The sequence below is a fragment of the Collinsella aerofaciens genome (assembly GCF_028206995.1).
Classification (GTDB): domain Bacteria; phylum Actinomycetota; class Coriobacteriia; order Coriobacteriales; family Coriobacteriaceae; genus Collinsella; species Collinsella aerofaciens_AQ.
Genome location: NZ_JAQLFL010000002.1, coordinates 17,883 through 33,740 on the forward strand (window position 1 = coordinate 17,883; position 15,858 = coordinate 33,740).

The 15,858-nt window shown below is 56.2% G+C and carries 16 protein-coding genes; 5 read left to right on the plus strand and 11 right to left on the minus strand.

Features of this window, described 5'->3' with window-relative positions; all coding sequences use genetic code 11:
• Nucleotides 1-130: 130 nt before the first annotated feature.
• Together PMX60_RS01970 and PMX60_RS01975 are read left to right on the plus strand one after the other, a co-directional pair.
• Complete coding sequence (locus PMX60_RS01970; RefSeq protein ID WP_271746697.1) at nucleotides 131-1,153, plus strand: helix-turn-helix transcriptional regulator; 1,023 nt, start codon at nucleotides 131-133, stop codon at nucleotides 1,151-1,153.
• Entirely contained in the window at nucleotides 1,140-2,057 is a 918-nt protein-coding gene (locus PMX60_RS01975; RefSeq protein WP_271746698.1) for a helix-turn-helix transcriptional regulator, read from the plus strand. Before PMX60_RS01970 ends, PMX60_RS01975 begins: the two co-directional genes overlap by 14 nt.
• On the opposite strand, the gene PMX60_RS01980 is transcribed toward PMX60_RS01975, so the two are convergent.
• Together PMX60_RS01980 and PMX60_RS01985 are read right to left on the minus strand one after the other, a co-directional pair.
• Nucleotides 2,054-4,948, minus strand: coding sequence for a helicase C-terminal domain-containing protein (locus tag PMX60_RS01980; protein ID WP_271746699.1), 2,895 nt, complete (start codon nucleotides 4,946-4,948; stop codon nucleotides 2,054-2,056). The two genes, PMX60_RS01975 and PMX60_RS01980, sit on opposite strands and share 4 nt — an antisense overlap.
• Complete coding sequence (locus PMX60_RS01985) at nucleotides 4,942-5,907, minus strand: D-alanine--D-alanine ligase family protein (RefSeq protein WP_215673724.1); 966 nt, start codon at nucleotides 5,905-5,907, stop codon at nucleotides 4,942-4,944. Before PMX60_RS01985 ends, PMX60_RS01980 begins: the two co-directional genes overlap by 7 nt.
• An 85-nt stretch (nucleotides 5,908-5,992) precedes the next feature.
• Between PMX60_RS01985 and rlmN the strand changes: the two genes are divergently transcribed.
• On the plus strand, nucleotides 5,993-7,045 hold the full coding sequence (gene rlmN / locus PMX60_RS01990; protein WP_055287295.1) for a dual-specificity RNA methyltransferase RlmN: 1,053 nt from the start codon (nucleotides 5,993-5,995) through the stop codon (nucleotides 7,043-7,045).
• A gap of 199 nt (nucleotides 7,046-7,244) precedes the next feature.
• Here rlmN and PMX60_RS01995 read toward each other — a convergent pair whose 3' ends face one another.
• The 9 genes from PMX60_RS01995 to rpmH form a co-directional block, all read right to left on the minus strand.
• Nucleotides 7,245-7,499 carry a hypothetical protein gene (locus PMX60_RS01995; protein ID WP_117564012.1) on the minus strand — a complete coding sequence of 85 codons (255 nt, stop codon included), beginning with the start codon at nucleotides 7,497-7,499 and terminating at the stop codon, nucleotides 7,245-7,247.
• A complete protein-coding gene (locus tag PMX60_RS02000) occupies nucleotides 7,489-8,394 on the minus strand; it encodes a ParB/RepB/Spo0J family partition protein (protein ID WP_271746702.1) in 906 nt (301 codons plus the stop codon). Before PMX60_RS02000 ends, PMX60_RS01995 begins: the two co-directional genes overlap by 11 nt.
• Nucleotides 8,387-9,187: a ParA family protein gene (locus tag PMX60_RS02005; RefSeq protein WP_022093800.1), complete on the minus strand. Its 801-nt coding sequence runs from the start codon at nucleotides 9,185-9,187 to the stop codon at nucleotides 8,387-8,389. Before PMX60_RS02005 ends, PMX60_RS02000 begins: the two co-directional genes overlap by 8 nt.
• 134 nt (nucleotides 9,188-9,321) lie before the next feature.
• Nucleotides 9,322-9,987 (minus strand): 16S rRNA (guanine(527)-N(7))-methyltransferase RsmG, encoded by a 666-nt coding sequence (gene rsmG / locus PMX60_RS02010; protein WP_271746703.1) that lies wholly within the window; start codon nucleotides 9,985-9,987, stop codon nucleotides 9,322-9,324.
• 168 nt (nucleotides 9,988-10,155) lie between these two features.
• A complete protein-coding gene (locus PMX60_RS02015; RefSeq protein ID WP_271746704.1) occupies nucleotides 10,156-10,725 on the minus strand; it encodes a Jag family protein in 570 nt (189 codons plus the stop codon).
• A gap of 44 nt (nucleotides 10,726-10,769) precedes the next feature.
• Nucleotides 10,770-11,540 (minus strand): YidC/Oxa1 family membrane protein insertase, encoded by a 771-nt coding sequence (locus PMX60_RS02020; RefSeq protein ID WP_118373080.1) that lies wholly within the window; start codon nucleotides 11,538-11,540, stop codon nucleotides 10,770-10,772.
• 29 nt (nucleotides 11,541-11,569) lie between these two features.
• Nucleotides 11,570-11,794, minus strand: coding sequence for a membrane protein insertion efficiency factor YidD (gene yidD / locus PMX60_RS02025; RefSeq protein WP_082222962.1), 225 nt, complete (start codon nucleotides 11,792-11,794; stop codon nucleotides 11,570-11,572).
• Complete coding sequence (gene rnpA / locus PMX60_RS02030; RefSeq protein ID WP_118373078.1) at nucleotides 11,791-12,129, minus strand: ribonuclease P protein component; 339 nt, start codon at nucleotides 12,127-12,129, stop codon at nucleotides 11,791-11,793. The genes yidD and rnpA overlap by 4 nt, the downstream gene beginning before the upstream one ends.
• Nucleotides 12,130-12,149: 20 nt before the next feature.
• On the minus strand, nucleotides 12,150-12,284 hold the full coding sequence (gene rpmH / locus PMX60_RS02035) for a 50S ribosomal protein L34 (RefSeq protein ID WP_019127408.1): 135 nt from the start codon (nucleotides 12,282-12,284) through the stop codon (nucleotides 12,150-12,152).
• 345 nt (nucleotides 12,285-12,629) lie between these two features.
• On the opposite strand from rpmH, the gene PMX60_RS02040 reads away from it, so the two are divergent.
• Both PMX60_RS02040 and PMX60_RS02045 read left to right on the plus strand, forming a co-directional pair.
• On the plus strand, nucleotides 12,630-13,982 hold the full coding sequence (locus tag PMX60_RS02040; protein WP_271746706.1) for an ATP-binding protein: 1,353 nt from the start codon (nucleotides 12,630-12,632) through the stop codon (nucleotides 13,980-13,982).
• 15 nt (nucleotides 13,983-13,997) lie between these two features.
• Nucleotides 13,998-15,722: a DnaA ATPase domain-containing protein gene (locus PMX60_RS02045; protein WP_334203714.1), complete on the plus strand. Its 1,725-nt coding sequence runs from the start codon at nucleotides 13,998-14,000 to the stop codon at nucleotides 15,720-15,722.
• The last annotated feature ends 136 nt before the right edge of the window (nucleotides 15,723-15,858 follow it).

Genomic DNA, 15,858 nt, shown 5'->3' on the forward strand with positions numbered 1-15,858 from the left:
AGTATACCCCGAGCGAGCGCAAACGACCGAATTCGGGCCATCTTAACGCCCCGAGCGGACAAGGATATAGCCTAATCTCCATATCGGACTAAAATCATGGCAGCAAACCACCTTCTTATGCGAGGACTCTATGACGGCAAGCGACGCGACCGCGACAATTAAAAAGGGAAGTTCGGAGCCCAGTTTCGATAAAACGGCTCAGCGCATCCTCAACCTTTTCTTTGTGCTCAACAGCTCCCCCGAACCGCTGACGACCGAGCAGATCGTCTTGGATTCTGACCTGGGATATGGCTCGGGCAACATCGACTCGGATAAGCGCAAGTTTCGGCGCGATCGTGACAAACTGCTCGAGCGTGGCATCTTAATCAAGGAGGTTCGCCCCGCCGGTGCGCAGGAGACCGAGGAAAGCTCGTGGACAATCGACCGCGAGCACACGTTTGCTGCAGGCGGCCTCATCACCGCAGACGACGCCGACATCCTACTCAACGCCATCGACCAGACGCTAGCGGCCGGCTCTTCCACCTTTGCCGCGCCGCTTGCCGATATTCGCTCCAAAATTGCCTACCTCACCGGCATGTCGGCGGTGGACGAAGTACCGATCCGCCGCTCTCCCACCGTCGATGCGGTATGGAGCGCCTTTGCCGAGCGATGCGCGCTGCGATTTTTATATCAGAACGGACGCGGCGAGCAGAAAGAACGTACCGTCTGTGTCTACGGCATGTTCGAACGCGAGGGCGTGGCGTACTTCTGCGGCCTCGACAATGTCACCGACGACATCAGGACATTCCGCTGCGACCGTATCGTTCGCGCTTGGCGTCCTTCGAAGGCCTACGCCATCCCTACGGACTTCAATCTCAACGACTATCTGTTCTTTGAATTCGATTTCGCCGACCGACCGCCCGTTGCAGCCACGTTCTCGTTCGCCCCTCAGACGCAGATCGATATGATCAACGGCCTCACGCGCGGGCGAGGTGAGCTCGCACACACCGATGCGGGATGGATCTGGACCGTTGACGTGCGCGACCTTGAAGCCGCCGCCTCATTTTGCATGGCCCACGCCATGGACGGCATGAGGCCCATGGCCCCCAAATCGCTCAAGCAGGCGTGGAACCACCTCATTGAAAGGACGGTGCACGAGCATGCCCGTGCGTAAACTCACCAGCGAGCAGAGACTCTCGCGCGCCATCGACATCATGGAGGCCCTCTACGCCGCCGGCGAGAGCGGCATGACACGAACCGAGATTTGCAGTCGCTTTGACATCACAGGGGTATCGCTCGACGAGATTCTCGAGATCGTCTCGACGCTCGCTGATCGAGAATCGGGCGCGCGCATCATCTGCGAATGCCGCGGCGAGCATGTGGTCCTCACCGGTGACGCCGGGCGTGTGCTACCGCTGCGCTTGAGTGCCGCCGAGGGCGCTGTGCTCAACCATGAACTTGAATCGTTGGGGATCGAGCCGCAGACGGCAGCTCGGATTCGACATGCCCTTCTACCCGAAGAGCTCGGCTATAACCAGCGCGTCCTTGACACCGTCAACCACGGGTCGCACTGGCAGCAGCTGAGCTGCGCCATTCAGGACGGCGTTCGCTGCCGCATCTCGTATCGCTCGATGAACGATGCACGGCCACGCGAGCGTCTGGTCGACCCCTTGCGCATTACGGCAAACGGCGACCAAACATACCTGATTGCCTGGGACATCACAGTCGATGAGCAGCGCACCTATCGCATGGATAAAATCGAGGGACTCGCCTTGACGGAAGACTCCGTCGTGCCTCACGCACCGGATGTCGCATCCCTCCACGATTCCCTTGCCCGGACGCAGCGTAGCGCAAAGCTCCTGATGCCATTCGATATGGCAGAGCATCTGGACTGGGCCGGCATCACCCTAATCGAGCGCAGCGGGGCAGACACGGCAACGGTAACCGTGCATTACGGCTCCGAGCGTTGGCTACTGAGCCAGATAATCGCAGCGGGCGGAGCCATCCGCATCTTGGATGACCCCGCCCTGTCAAAGCGTCTGTGCGATATGGCAAAAACCCTCGTCTGTCCGCTTTAGCGCCGCCGCTCGTGGCGTGCACGCCACAGTTGCAGATAGTGCCCGATCTGCGCCGATTCGATGCGCTGGTAGGAGCTCGTGGGCAGCGACGTTAAGAACTTCTTTCCGTAGCCCTTCGTCACCAGGCGCGGGTCGGCCAGAATCAGCACGCCGCAATCGGTCGACGAGCGGATAAGGCGGCCAGCCGCCTGCTTGACCTCGAGCACCGCCTCGGGCAGCGAATAGCGCGCCCAAGCGCGGTCTTCACGCAGGTTGCGCTCGCACGAGAGCGGGTCCGTAGGGCTCGAGAACGGCAGCTTGGGAATGATGACGCAGCGCAGCGTCTCGCCGCTGGCGTCGAATCCCTCCCAGAAGGCCTTAAGCGCAAAAAGCGATGAAGTCGGCTCGCTGATAAACCGGTCGCGCAGGCGACGAGGAGATGAGTTGCGCTGCTGGCAGTTGAGTTCCAGACCCGCACGGGCCATCTTGGGCTCAACGCGGGCGTACAGGTCTTCCATGTCGCGCCGATTGGTGAACAGTGTGAGCACCGATCCGCCCATGGCAAGATGGGCGTCGACCAGCACGCGCTCGAGCGCCGTAAGATAGCTCTCACGATCGCGCGGATCGGGGATATCACCCGCAACGACTACAGCCATGTTCGAATCGAAGTCGTAGCTCGAGTCCAAGTGCAACGATGAGGATGTTGAAGCACCGATGCGATCGAGGCCGACCGCGTGGTTAAAGTGTTCAAAGCTTTTGGACACCGTCATGGTCGCCGAGGCAAAGATAGCCGTGTGAACCTCGGGCAGCCACTCGGTTGCCAAGGCCTCGCCAATGTCGATGCGCTCTGCGGTCATTGACTCTCCGCCGGCACGCAACCTGCGATTGACCTGCAGCGAATACACGTAGTGTTCATCGGTGCCGTCAATGATGAGCTTGAGGTTCTCGGCCAGCTCGTGCAAGCGGCGCGAGATATCACCCAGGTCGACAACAACCTCGGGCTTGTCGGCGGCGACGGCTTGCACCAGCGCGTCGACGCTCTTGTCAGCCTGTTCCAACGCGTCGATGGCAACGTAGGCCGACTGTAAGAAATCATGCCAGTCGTCAGATTCGCGCAGTTCGGGGCCAATCCATAGATTGGCATTGTCATAACCCCCACGGGCACGGCGGCCGAGCTCGCGAACGCCATCGAACACGTCGGCGATTGCCATGCTCGCGCGCGCAACCGTCGACGTCGCCTTGGCAGTAAGGCCCAGATAGAGCGTAGAGCCCTCGGAGGTTGCCAAATCACGGGAAACCTGGCTTAGCGCGCCGGTGCTCGAGCCACCCAGACGCTCAAACAGAACGCGTGATTCGTCCGCCGATACCACGCGCGCCCACTGACGGCGTGCCTCGCGCTCGATGGAATGGGCCTCGTCGATTACCCAATGACGAATCGGAGGCAAAATCCTGCCCTCGGCCGCGACATTGCGGAACAGCAGGGAATGGTTGGTGACCACCACATCGGCATGCGCCGCACGACGACGAGCGCCGTGGACCAAACATTTATCAGGGAAAAACGGGCAGAGGCGACGAGCACACTCGCGCGAGGCCGTCGTAAAGTCGGGGCGGTTGACGCTGCGCCACCGAATGCCAAGCGAGTCGAGGTCGCCATCGGCTGATTGGCAGACGTACGCCATAATGACCGCGACCGCCGTGAGCGTGTCCGCCGGATCGCGCTTGGTGGTAATCTCGACCTGGCCGCGGCTCATGCGCTCAAGCTTGCGCAGGCACGGATAGTGGTCATACCCCTTGAGAGCGCAAAATGACAGACCACCGTCCAGTTGCTCGGCAAGTTTTGGCAGCTCATGGTACATGAGCTGGTCTGCAAGATTGTTCGATTTGGTCGCAATACCAACCGTGATGTTGTTACGGCGTGCCGCCTCGGCAAAAGGCACCAGATAGGCCATCGATTTGCCGACGCCTGTGCCCGCCTCAATTACACGATGAGTGCCCGTGACCAGCGCATCGCGGACCTCGAGCGCCATCGCGATCTGCTCATCACGCGGCTCGTAAGTGGGATACATGCGATTGACCAGGCCACCTGGCGCATAGTCTGCCTCAATCTCCTCACGACTCGGCATCTTGAGGACCGGCAGTTCGTCGGCGTCCACCCGATCGTCGGCGCGATCGGCCTTGAGAACGTCAGCACGAGCGGCGCTGAGAGAGAAGATAGAACCAGGGTTCTGCCCTGCCAAGAATGAGAAGATAGGACGATAGGACCAAGGCACATCCGGATGCATGTCGGCTAGGCGCGCCATGAGGCCCTGGGGCAAGTCGGTGAGCGCCACGAGCAACACGCGCCATACGCCACACAGGGCGTCGACGTCGGCATTGGCACGGTGTGATACCGAGTCACAGCCAAACAGATCGGCCATAAAAGACAGCTTGTGCGAGGCCAGGCGCGGAAGCGCGATTCGCGACAGCGCCAGCGAATCGATCCAAATATCGCTCACGTTGACGCCGCCTTTGACCGACTCGATAAACGAGCGGTCGAACGTGGCGTTATGTGCGATCACCGGGCAACCACCGACAAAATCGGCGAGAGCGGCGACGGCCTCAACGGCCGACGGGGCATCTGCCACATCGGCATTTGTAATGCTCGTGAGCTCGGTAATCTCGGCGGGAATCAGCTGCTTGGGATGCACGAAGGTATCGAAACGGTCGACGATCTCGCGGCCCGAAAGACGGGCCGCCGAGATCTCGATCAGTTCATTGTCCTGCACCGAAAGACCTGTGGTCTCGGTATCGAGGACAATCACATCTTCCTCGATAAGACCAAAGGACTGCGTTTTGGCGCGTTCGGCAAGCGTGGCATAGGAGTCGATGACAAACTGCGGCGTTCCTGACGAAACCGCGTCCTCGATTAGCATGCAATGCCCGCTCGACGAAGGCCCATACGGATCAGGCTGTCACAGACCTGCGGGAACGTCATGTCGTCGGTGTGGCGGATCTCGTCCGGATACAGCGACGTATCGGTCATGCCGGGAATGGTATTGGTCTCGAGGATAACGGGGCCGTCCTCACTCACGATAAAGTCGCTGCGCGAGATACCCAGGCAACCGAGGGCCTTGTGAGCAGCACAGGCAAGCTCCTGGGCACGAGCGTAATTCTCGGGTGAAATCTGCGCCGGAATGCGATGGATGTCCGTAGGGTCGACATACTTCACGTCCAGATCGTAGAACTCGCAGTCCTCGGGCTTACGAATCTCGACAATCGGCAGAGCGCGCACGTCATCTTCGCCGTATACGCCGACGGTGATCTCGGTACCCTCGATGCACTTCTCGACCAGTACTTTGTCGCCGTACTCAAACGCCTTGGCGATTGCCGCGGGCAGCTCGGAGGGCTCATGGACCAGGGAAATGCCATAGCTGGAACCGTTGACGGCCGGCTTCACAAAGCAGCGCTCGCCACAAACCTCGACGATACGATCGATATCGACTTCATCGCCCACCTCGAGCGCGAGGCCGGGGGCAATGGGGATGCCCGCCTTGGCGTACAAGAGCTTAGAGACCTCCTTGTCGGCACCGCAGGCGCTGGCAAGCACGCCCGAGGCCGTGTAGGGGATACCCAGGGTCTCCATGGCGCCCTGCATGGCGCCATCCTCGCCGCCGGCACCGTGCATGGCGATAAACGCCACGTCAAAGCCGCCGGTCGCCATGGTTACCATAAAATCATCGGCAGCCGTGTCGAGCAGCTCCACCGAAGTGTAGCCGGCCTCCTTCAAGGCAACCACGACGTTCTTTCCCGAATTGAGCGAGATCTCGCGCTCAGCGGAATGACCGCCCGCCAAGACCGCTACGTGCATGTTCTCTAGGCTTTTACCCGGCATGGGCAGACTCCTCCTCTATAATTTCTGCAGCTGATACCATATTGTAGCGATACCCTCTACGTTTCCCCAAAATCGAAAGGCTTCCATGAATCCCAGGACTAAATCTCAGGACATTCGCGACTTGAGCCAAAACGATATTCGCGAGCTCGTGGCCGAGCTTGGCCAGCCCGCCTTCCGCGCGAAGCAGCTCATCGAATGGGTCTTTGAGAAGAACGTTTGTTCGTTTGACGATATGACCAACCTTCCCAAGGCTTTCCGCGAGCAGCTTAAAGAGGCTTTTGCCTTTGACACGCCGACTGAACTCACCAAGCAGGTTTCCAAAGATGGCTCTCGCAAGTATCTGCTCGAGTACCACGACGGCGTTTCCGTCGAGACCGTCGGCATGCCCCGTCGCAACAAACTTTCCGTCTGCGTTTCCACCCAGGCAGGCTGTGGCATGGGCTGTGCCTTTTGCGCTACCGGTCTCAACGGCCTCAAGCGCTCTCTGACCGCTCAAGAGATCGTCGACCAGGTACTTCATGTATCCAACGACTTTGGCGAGCGCGCCACGAGCGTAGTCTTCATGGGCCAGGGCGAGCCGTTTGCCAACTACGACGAGGTTCTCAAGGCGCTGCGAATCCTCAACGACCCCGATGGCATCGGTATCGGCGCTCGTCACCTCACCGTCTCTACCAGCGGCGTTATTCCCGGTATTCGCAAATTTGCCGACATCCCCGAGCAGTTCACGCTTGCCGTTTCCCTGCATTCCGCCATCCAGTCGACGCGCAATAAGCTCATGCCCGGTGTTAAGAAGTACACGCTGCTTCGCCTTCACGAAGCGCTTCAGCTCTACACCGAGAAGACCGGCCGCCGCCCGACCTATGAGTATGCCATGATCGAAGGCGTCAACGATACGAATCCCGAGATGCAGGCGCTCTGCGACTTCTGCGAGGGAACGCTGTGCCACGTTAACCTCATTCAGCTTAACGACATCGAGGGTAGCCCGCTCAAGCCGTCGCCGATTCATAAGGTTGAGGATCTTCAGCGTCGTCTTGAGTCCCGTGGCATCGAGACCACGATTCGTAACTCCCGTGGTAACGATATTGACGCCGCTTGCGGACAGCTGAAGCAGCGCTTCAAAGTTCAGAAGAACGCATAGGGGAGTCGCATCCCAAAACGTTTCATGTGAAACATCGAACGACCCCGGTTACAGAATATGCAACCGGGGTCGTTTCAATTATTGACCTTAATTTTGAATCAGCTGCTACCTGTCCCATTTTTTACGGCCAAAATAAGGGGTCCTTGTCTCATGAATCAGACAAGGACCCCTCAAAATATGCTGAGTAATTGTTAGGTACCTAATAGCCTACATTTTCCCATTGGTTGCTGACCCAACCTTGATTAATCTTGGGATTCTTCGTTACCTGAGCAGTACGCATGGCAACATCTTCCGTCATAACATCCATTTTCTTTTTGGAAGTATCAACGATATCTTGCGCGCCACGAAGCAAACGACCTCGAAGTTCATCGTCTGTCGCGATCTTATAGCCAGCAAAGGCACCAGCCGCGACAGTCGTCACCAATGCAATCGCTGTTAAAATCTTATTCCTCATCTTGGCCTCCTTGATCAAACTGAATCATTTCGCCAAGAATACGAGAGAGCTCTTCCTCGTCTTTAAACTCAATCTCAATCTTATTCTTTCCACGCGAGCTCTTCACACGCACGTTGGTATTAAATACCTGACGAAGCACACGGGCAGCCTTTTTAAAGGACTGAGGCGTTGCAGGCCTTGGCGTCTTAGGTCTCTCTCCGGCAGAAAACAACGGAGCAAGATTTTCTGTCGCTCTTACGGAAAGGCCCTCTGTAACAACTTTCTCTGCAAGTCGAATACGCGCGTCCTCATAGGGAACTGCAAGAATCGCACGTGCATGACCAGCAGTAAGTTTGCCCTCAAAAATCATCTGCTGAACTACTTCGGGGAGATCGAGAAGACGCAGCGAGTTTGTAATTGCAGAGCGTGACTTGCTTACTGCCTTCGACAATGCCTCCTGGGTCATCCCGCTGGCATCAATGAGTTGGCGATAGCCCTTAGCCTCTTCGACGGGATTCAGATCAGAACGCTGAAGGTTTTCGATAAGAGCAAGAGCCAGCATCTCTTCATCATTTACCTCTTTAATGATAACTGGCAATTCTTCAAGGCCAGCAAGCTTTGAAGCTTGGTAACGTCGCTCACCAGCAATGATCTCATAGCCGTTTCCATGCTTGCGAACCAAAAGCGGCTGCAAAACGCCGTGCTCTTGGATTGACTCGCTTAACTCGCGAAGTTCAGTTTCGTTAAAATGAATTCGTGGCTGATTAGGGTTGGGAACGATATCCTCAATAGGTAGTTTTGTTTCAGATGCGGCATTTGAAGCCGATGCAGCCGAACCGCCGGTCTCATACTCGGCCTCTGAGACCAAAGCATTGAGTCCACGTCCCAATCCGCCACGTTTCTTTACACTAGGCACGCTTGATCACCTCTTTTGCAAGGTTCATATATGCTTTTGCACCCTTATTTTGAGGTGCATAGGTAATTACCGGTTCTCCAAAAGACGGAGCTTCGGAGATTTTAACCGTACGGGGGATTAGCGTCTTAAACGCCTTATCACCAAAGTACGATTGAACCTCCTCAACAACCTGATTCGATAGTGAAGTACGCGAGTCATACATCGTCATAAGCACACCATAGGTGTCTAAGCCCTTGTTAAGACGTGATTTAACCATCTTCATAGACTCAAGCAGCTTCGTAACGCCCTCGAGTGCGTAATACTCGCACTGGATCGGAATCAAAACGCTATCCGCTGCGGTCAAGGCGTTGATAGTAAGCAGGCCGAGCGAAGGAGGACAGTCAATGAAAATAAAATCGAACTCGTCCTGAATCGGCTCAAGCAAATCTTTGAGGCGGGTTTCACGTGCAATTGCGCTTACGAGCTCAATTTCGGCGCCTGCAAGCTGAATTGTAGCTGGAATTACGAATACCTTTTTGCAATTTGTATCAAGAACGAGTGATTCTGCTGGCACATCATTCAACAATGCATCATAGATGCAGTGATCAAGGTCTTCTTTTTCAATTCCGAATCCACTGGTGCTGTTTCCCTGCGGATCAAAATCGACAATCAGTGTCTTACGACCCTGCTCACCCAGTGCCGCTGCAAGGTTTACAGCCGTCGTTGACTTACCGACACCGCCTTTTTGATTGATGATTGCAATGATACGCGTGTCTTTTGCGCTCTTAGAACGCTTAACGTCGCGAAATCCCACGGTCCCTCCTGGTGTGTATTAAAGCTGTCAAACGGAGGATGTTTCACGTGAAACATTCCGAATCGATATCAACCGCCATGTTTCACGTGAAACACTGCAAGTTGTTAGTATCCATTATGTTTCACGTGAAACATCTAGGCAAGCGGATTCTTCTTTGCCACGCCATTTGCACGAGGCAATGAAACGGATGCTGGATGACTCTTCTTAAGAACAATGAACTCCCTGTGACCCAAGCCTTCAGGCAAATCATTTGCGTCATTCAGAAGCAAAGTGAAGCCGCAAATCTTAGCTGCTGACATGCCGGAAGCAAGCTCCTCATCCAAAGGATTGCCCTTGGTTATAACAAATAGCCCTCCATCCTTGAGGTACGGAGCCGCATACTCAACAAGAATCGGTAGAGGGGCCAGTGCGCGGGCGGTTACAACAGAGAACTGCTTCTTATGTCTTCGAGCATATTCTTCAAGACGATCATGAACCGCATGAGCATGTTTCAATCCAAGAGCATGGACAAAGGAATTAACCGCATCAACCTTCTTGCCAACTGAGTCAATATAAGTAGCTTTACGATGCGTGGTTATGGTTAATGGAATACCAGGGAAGCCCGCACCTGTTCCCATATCGAGCAAAGCTCCCTCAGGAGCCTTGTTGATATAGGGGAGCAAAACAAGTGAGTCGAGAATATGAAGTACTGCAGCATCTTCTACGTTAAGAATACGGGTGAGATTGGTTGTCTTATTTGTTTCTAGAACCAAATCCAAATGCTGAATACATTTCCTCAGCTCAACATCAGTTACGCTCAAGGAATACTCTTTGCAATAGGAAGTTAGACGACTCAACATCTCGTCAGCCTGCTGATCAGTAAGTACTAACAACGAAAGCTCCTTTCTGACAAAAATCAGTGTATCGAGAACTTTTGACAAAAAAAGGGGACGTGGAAACCACGTCCCCTTAGCATAAGCTCGAGAAGATTATCGAGCAACAATCACCACATGGCGATCAGGGTCAGAACCCTCAGAATGAGTATCGACGGCATCATTGCCACGAAGTGCAATGTGAACCAGTCGACGCTCGTAGGCATTCATGGGCGGAAGCGAAACACTCTTATGAGTGCGGATGGCACGCTCGGCAGCAGACTGAGCCATGGAAGCAACCTTGTCCTGACGGCGACTCTTGTATCCCTCTACGTCCACTACAACCGGATACCTAAAGCCAAGTTTGCGGCTCACCAGCAAAGAGAACATAACCTGAAAGGCATCAAGGGTGCGACCATGACGGCCAATGAGAACAGCAAGGTCGGGAGCCGTTACATCCAAAATCAGCTCACCCTCGTCGCCCTCATACTCATCGATAGGAGAGTTGGCGGCATCGAAGTGCGAAAGGATGGAACGCAGGATGGAAATCGCAACATCGGCAATGGTGTCGAGCTCCTCATCGGTCAGCTCTTCACCAGCCTTGTAGCGCTGTGCAATCTCGGGATAATCGCCCGCGACCTGCGGGGCAACCTCCTCAAGCATATCCTCGATGATCTCTTCAGACATAACGTACTCCAAAAGTTAGGTACCTAAATAAGATTGATATCCCGTTACTTCTTCTTGTGCGGGCGCGGCTTCTTCTCTCGACGAATGACCTCAACCTGCAGCGGAGCGTTCTTAAGACGCTCCTCCTCATCGGCCTTCGCCTTGTCGATGACCTTCTGCGTCACAAAAATCTGCTGGATAACCTGCCAAGCAGACGAGACGTCGTAGTACAGCAGAACACCAACGGGAAGGCTCCAGCCCATCCAAAGCATCATGACCGTCATGACAACGGCCATCATACGCATGCTCTGAGCCTGCTGGCCGGTCTGGTTGCGCGACATATAGAGCTGCGGAATCAGGGTCAGGACGGCGAACAGGATCAGGCAAACCAGCGCAGGCAGTGCAACCATAAAGCCATCGGCAAAGGAGGCGCTCGGCGTGGTGGTCAGGTCGGGCAGGATGTTGAAGAACGAGAACGTGCCGTCGTTAAAGTACTGCGGCAGGTTGCGCAGCAATGTAAACAGGGCGAACAGGATAGGCATCTGAATCAGCAGCGGCAGACAGCCAGCCATGGGGTTGAACTTGTTCTCGCTGTAGAACTTCTGCATCTCCTCGGCCTGACGCTGGGGATCGTCGGCATAGCGCTCCTGGATCTCGAGCATCTTGGGCTGCAGCACCTGCATGCGAGCCGTCGACTTGGTCGACTTGAGCATGAGCGGCGTCAGCAGCAGACGGATGATGACCACCAGGATGATGATGGACAGGCCCCAGTCGACCGCAAAGGTCTGGATGAGCTTGAGCAGCTCGAAAAGGATGTTAACGATCCAATCCCACATGTAAGTTTTCCTCCGATAGCGAGTGCCCGCTAGGGCACAGGGTCATAACCGCCGACGTGCAGGGGATTGCAGCGAGCGATGCGCCTCACGGCAAGCCAGCAGCCTCTCAAAACACCGTGCTTCTCAATCGCCTGGATGGCGTATTGCGAGCACGTTGGGTAATAAATGCAGGCGTCAGGCAATAAGGGCGAAATAACCTGTTGATATATGCGAATAGGAGCGATGGCAACACGTCGCAAAACGTGATTGCTCATCGCTCCTCCCCGGCAACGCCGGCGCGCTTCATAAGCGAACGCAACGCCTTGTCCATCTCCTGCGGCGAGGAAACCCTCGTCTTGGGAGTTGCAAACAAGATGATGTCATAACCCGTAACGGGAAATCCACAGCTGCGGGCGGCCTCGCGCATCACACGCTTAGAACGGTTGCGCACGACAGCACAACCGAGCCGTTTAGCACCAACGAAGGCGACCCTTCCGGAGTCGCCTTCGCCAACCGATTCACATATGGTCATTCGAATCAGAGGGTGATTGAAACGACGCCCCTGACTGAACACATGCTCGAAATCTTGCCGAGACTTAATAGTCTTCATGCGAGATGTGTGTATCGCTGCTAGACAGTGAGACGCTTGCGGCCCTTGGCGCGACGACGGGCGAGCACGGCACGACCACCCTTAGTGGCCATACGGGCACGGAAGCCATGGGTCTTGGCACGCTTACGCTTATTAGGCTGATACGTACGCTTCATCTTAAGTTCCTCCTGCTGCATTTCGAGTGTCCGCGGGGACGCGGACGCAGATATAGACACGTGAGCTTGAAGATTGTAGGGAAATCAATGTTCAAATGTCAAGAAATCAAAGGTAAAAGGTTGCGCAGTTCACACGGTTCCCCCATAAGCCAAGCTCGATTTAGCGGTGCATGGCAACCTTTCACGATATTTCATCGAGTTTTCAACAGGTCATGTTGGCAATGTTGAGAACTTTTCGCCCGTTTTCCAAAGTTTTCGACAAGTTTTGAAAAGTTGTCGAAAGATGAGAAACGTTGCACGGTGAGCTACTATTTGTTCGAAACCTTTTGAAAGATTGCGAGCGGCATGTCTGACGACTTTTACACCATGGTCGATTCCGGAGACCCGGCACCCGACAACGAGCACATCACCGGCGTGCGCGAAGAGCGTGCGGAAGGCGAGCAGACGACCACGCAGGCGCCAAAAGCCATGTACGCCGCGCGCATCGCCGTCTATGACGACATGCTGTCGACACCGCGGGTGATCGTCATTGATCCGCAAGATGTCCGCACGTATTTGGAAGAGACGACCAACACCGTCTACCAGTGCATGAAAGAACAAGGTGGCCACATCTCGCTCATGGTCATCCGCGAGATTGTCGAAAACTTTATCCACGCACACTTTGCCGAGCCCATCATCTCGATTCTGGACGGCGGAGACACCATCCGCTTTGCTGACCAAGGACCCGGCATCGACGACAAGGAACGTGCTTTCGACTTTGGCGTTACCAGCGCAAACAGCAAGATGAAGCGCTATATCCGTGGAACCGGAGCAGGGTTTCCCATGGTGCAGGAGTATTTGGAAAACGCCGGCGGTGCCGTATCCATCGAGGACAACATGGGCAACGGCACCGTGGTTACGGTAAGCCTGAACCCTAAACGCGTGCAGGAAATCGAGCGTGCCGGCGGACGCGGCGCTGCCGTGCGGCCCGAGACGGAGCAGCCCACATATCCCCTGCCGGGAGCTTTTGCGCAGCAGCCCGTGGCAACGCAGCAGATGCAGCCCCCCGTGGGACAGATGCAGCAGCCCGGAATGCTTCCCACACAAGAGCCCCAGGCGGCATCTATGTCGATGCCGCCAAACATGCCAGAGGCCATGCCGCTGGCTGATCAGGATGCAGCAGCAATGCAGCAGGCGACGGGGGCGCCGGGTGGCCAGCAAATGGGCTATCAGCCGTACCAACAGGGATATCCATATCAGCAGATGCCGCCACTGGGGTATGGCCAGCAGTTCCCGCAGCAGTACCAGCAGGGATATCAGCAGCCGTACCAGCAGATGCCGCAGCAGCAGTACAACCCCTGGGCCCAGCAGACGCCTCCGCAGCCTTACCAACAGTGGCCTCAAAGTTTTCAACAGCAAATGCCGTCGACGCAGAGTTCTCAACAACCAGCAGCTCAAATGATGTATCCTAATGCAGTAAATCAGTATGCACAGCCACAACCGGACGTGTTCGTAAGCGATCGCGGCAACGCCGCGCTGGGCTATCTGGCGCAAAATCAAGCGTGCGGCGCAACCGATCTTGCGAGGGCGTTTGGAAACTCGGCCCCCACTTGGTCACGCACGCTCAATGACTTGGCGCAGGCCGGCTTGGTCATCAAGCATGGCCAGAAATACCATCTGACCGAACTCGGCGCCGCTCGCGTGCGAGCTCAGAGCTAAAGAACGGGAGAGACAGTGGACGAGGAAGCAAGCATCATCCTGGGGGATGCCATCGCCTTTTGCCAGCGCGACGGCCAAGATGCACGCCTCATCAACATGCTGGGGCAATCGCGCGCCATAAGCCTGACCGAAGATACGCTCACGATCGAGGCCCCCTCGCGCTTTGCCATCGCGCAGCTCAAAAAGCATCAGCCGACTATTGAGGCCTATCTGGAAGAAATCGCCTTTGCACCGATTGCTCTCGACATCGTGGCACCGCAAGGCGCCGCGACGGAATCCGCTGCCGCCACGGCGCCCGCCACGGCTCCCGCTGCTTCCCCGGCGGTGCCGGCCTCCGCAGGCAACGTGCCGACAATCGAGCACCAGCACAGCGATGTTTCCCGTGAAACCATAGCACCGTTGCCGACCGCGGCGGCGACGTCAACGAACGTACCCGTCACGCACATGCCCATCGCTCACGACGCGGCGGCGGGCGCGGATTCGGGCATTGCAATCAAGAACACGCTCTCGGCCGATGACTTTCGTCGCATGATGAACCAGATGAAGGGCGGAGCGCCGACTAAATCCACGCAAGCTGCGACCCCCGCTTCACCCATACCGGCGCCGACCGTGCCGGCCGAGCAGAATACGGATGGAGCCCCGCTCGCCGCGAACTCAAAATTTACCTTTGAGAACTTTGTCTACGGCCCCGAGAACAGCCATGCCTATCGCTCGGCACTCAAGTTTGCCGCCCTCGCGGACGAGCGCGGCACGTGCACATCACTGTTCATCTACGGCAAATCGGGCCTGGGCAAGACGCACCTGCTGCTTGCCATCAAAAACGAGCTCGCCGAGAAGTCGCCCGAGATCAAGGTCAAGTATGCCAACTCCCAGGCATATCTGGACGACCTGATGACCGAGTTCGACCGCCAAAAGAAGAGCAACGCCCCCATCATGCAGGCGTACCACGGCGTGGACGTGCTCATCATCGATGACATCCAAAACATCATCGGCAAGCGCGCGAGCGTGGACTACTTTTTCCAGCTCATGGACGAGTTCATCCGCAACAACAAGAAGGTCGTCATCGCGGCAGACCGCGCCCCCAAGGACCTGAGCATGGACGAGCGTCTGACCAGCCGCTTCAACGCCGGCATGCTCTGCCTGGTCGCAGAGCCCAGCTACGAGATGAAATACAAGATCTTGCAGCGCTATTACGAGAACACCATCGTCGCCGCTCCCGAGGTAGGCGACGACTCGCTGCTGGCGGCCTATGGGGGCGACGGCGGACACCTGACCGACGAGCACTTTAAACACATGGCCGAGGTCTCGGGCACCAACATCCGCGAACTCGAGAGCTTTTGCGAGCGCTGCGCCGGCGAGGCGGGCGACCGCGAGCGCGAGGGCGGGGAGCTCACCTTTGACGATATCGACGCCATTGCCAGCCAGTACTTCGACACATCGGCCAAAAAGATCAACGTGCAAACGGTTCAGTCCGTCATTGAAGAGCAGTACGGCGTGACGCACGAGGAGCTCATCGGCCCGCGTCGCAACGCCAATATCGCCAAAGCACGCCATATCGCTATCTACCTGGCTATCGAGATGTGCGAGATGACGACCACGGCGGTGGGCGCCGAATTTGGCAACCGCAACCACTCGACCGTCAGCACGAGCTACAAAAAGGTCCAGAAGATGATCCAGGAAGACCGCGCCGTCACCGAAGACCTCAAGTCGCTGCGCGATAAAATTACACTGCGCTCGTAGGGAAATAGAGACACCTGTTGAAAACTTGTCGAAACCACGGACATAAGGTGTCTAAAACCCAAACCGCGGTGATGAAAAGTTTTGCGCAGGTTTTGAACGTGGAAAACCACCCCTGTTGCACACAGGTTGCTGTCGA

What these genes read in the sequence shown, in the direction of transcription:
- PMX60_RS01970 (WP_271746697.1), top strand. Translation starts at nt 131, where the DNA reads ATGACGGCAAGCGACGCGACCGCGACAATTAAAAAGGGAAGTTCGGAG.
- PMX60_RS01975 (WP_271746698.1), top strand. Translation starts at nt 1,140, where the DNA reads ATGCCCGTGCGTAAACTCACCAGCGAGCAGAGACTCTCGCGCGCCATC.
- PMX60_RS01980 (WP_271746699.1), bottom strand. Translation starts at nt 4,948, where the DNA reads ATGCTAATCGAGGACGCGGTTTCGTCAGGAACGCCGCAGTTTGTCATC.
- PMX60_RS01985 (WP_215673724.1), bottom strand. Translation starts at nt 5,907, where the DNA reads ATGCCGGGTAAAAGCCTAGAGAACATGCACGTAGCGGTCTTGGCGGGC.
- rlmN (WP_055287295.1), top strand. Translation starts at nt 5,993, where the DNA reads ATGAATCCCAGGACTAAATCTCAGGACATTCGCGACTTGAGCCAAAAC.
- PMX60_RS01995 (WP_117564012.1), bottom strand. Translation starts at nt 7,499, where the DNA reads ATGAGGAATAAGATTTTAACAGCGATTGCATTGGTGACGACTGTCGCG.
- PMX60_RS02015 (WP_271746704.1), bottom strand. Translation starts at nt 10,725, where the DNA reads ATGTCTGAAGAGATCATCGAGGATATGCTTGAGGAGGTTGCCCCGCAG.
- PMX60_RS02020 (WP_118373080.1), bottom strand. Translation starts at nt 11,540, where the DNA reads ATGTGGGATTGGATCGTTAACATCCTTTTCGAGCTGCTCAAGCTCATC.
- yidD (WP_082222962.1), bottom strand. Translation starts at nt 11,794, where the DNA reads ATGAGCAATCACGTTTTGCGACGTGTTGCCATCGCTCCTATTCGCATA.
- rnpA (WP_118373078.1), bottom strand. Translation starts at nt 12,129, where the DNA reads ATGAAGACTATTAAGTCTCGGCAAGATTTCGAGCATGTGTTCAGTCAG.
- rpmH (WP_019127408.1), bottom strand. Translation starts at nt 12,284, where the DNA reads ATGAAGCGTACGTATCAGCCTAATAAGCGTAAGCGTGCCAAGACCCAT.
- PMX60_RS02040 (WP_271746706.1), top strand. Translation starts at nt 12,630, where the DNA reads ATGTCTGACGACTTTTACACCATGGTCGATTCCGGAGACCCGGCACCC.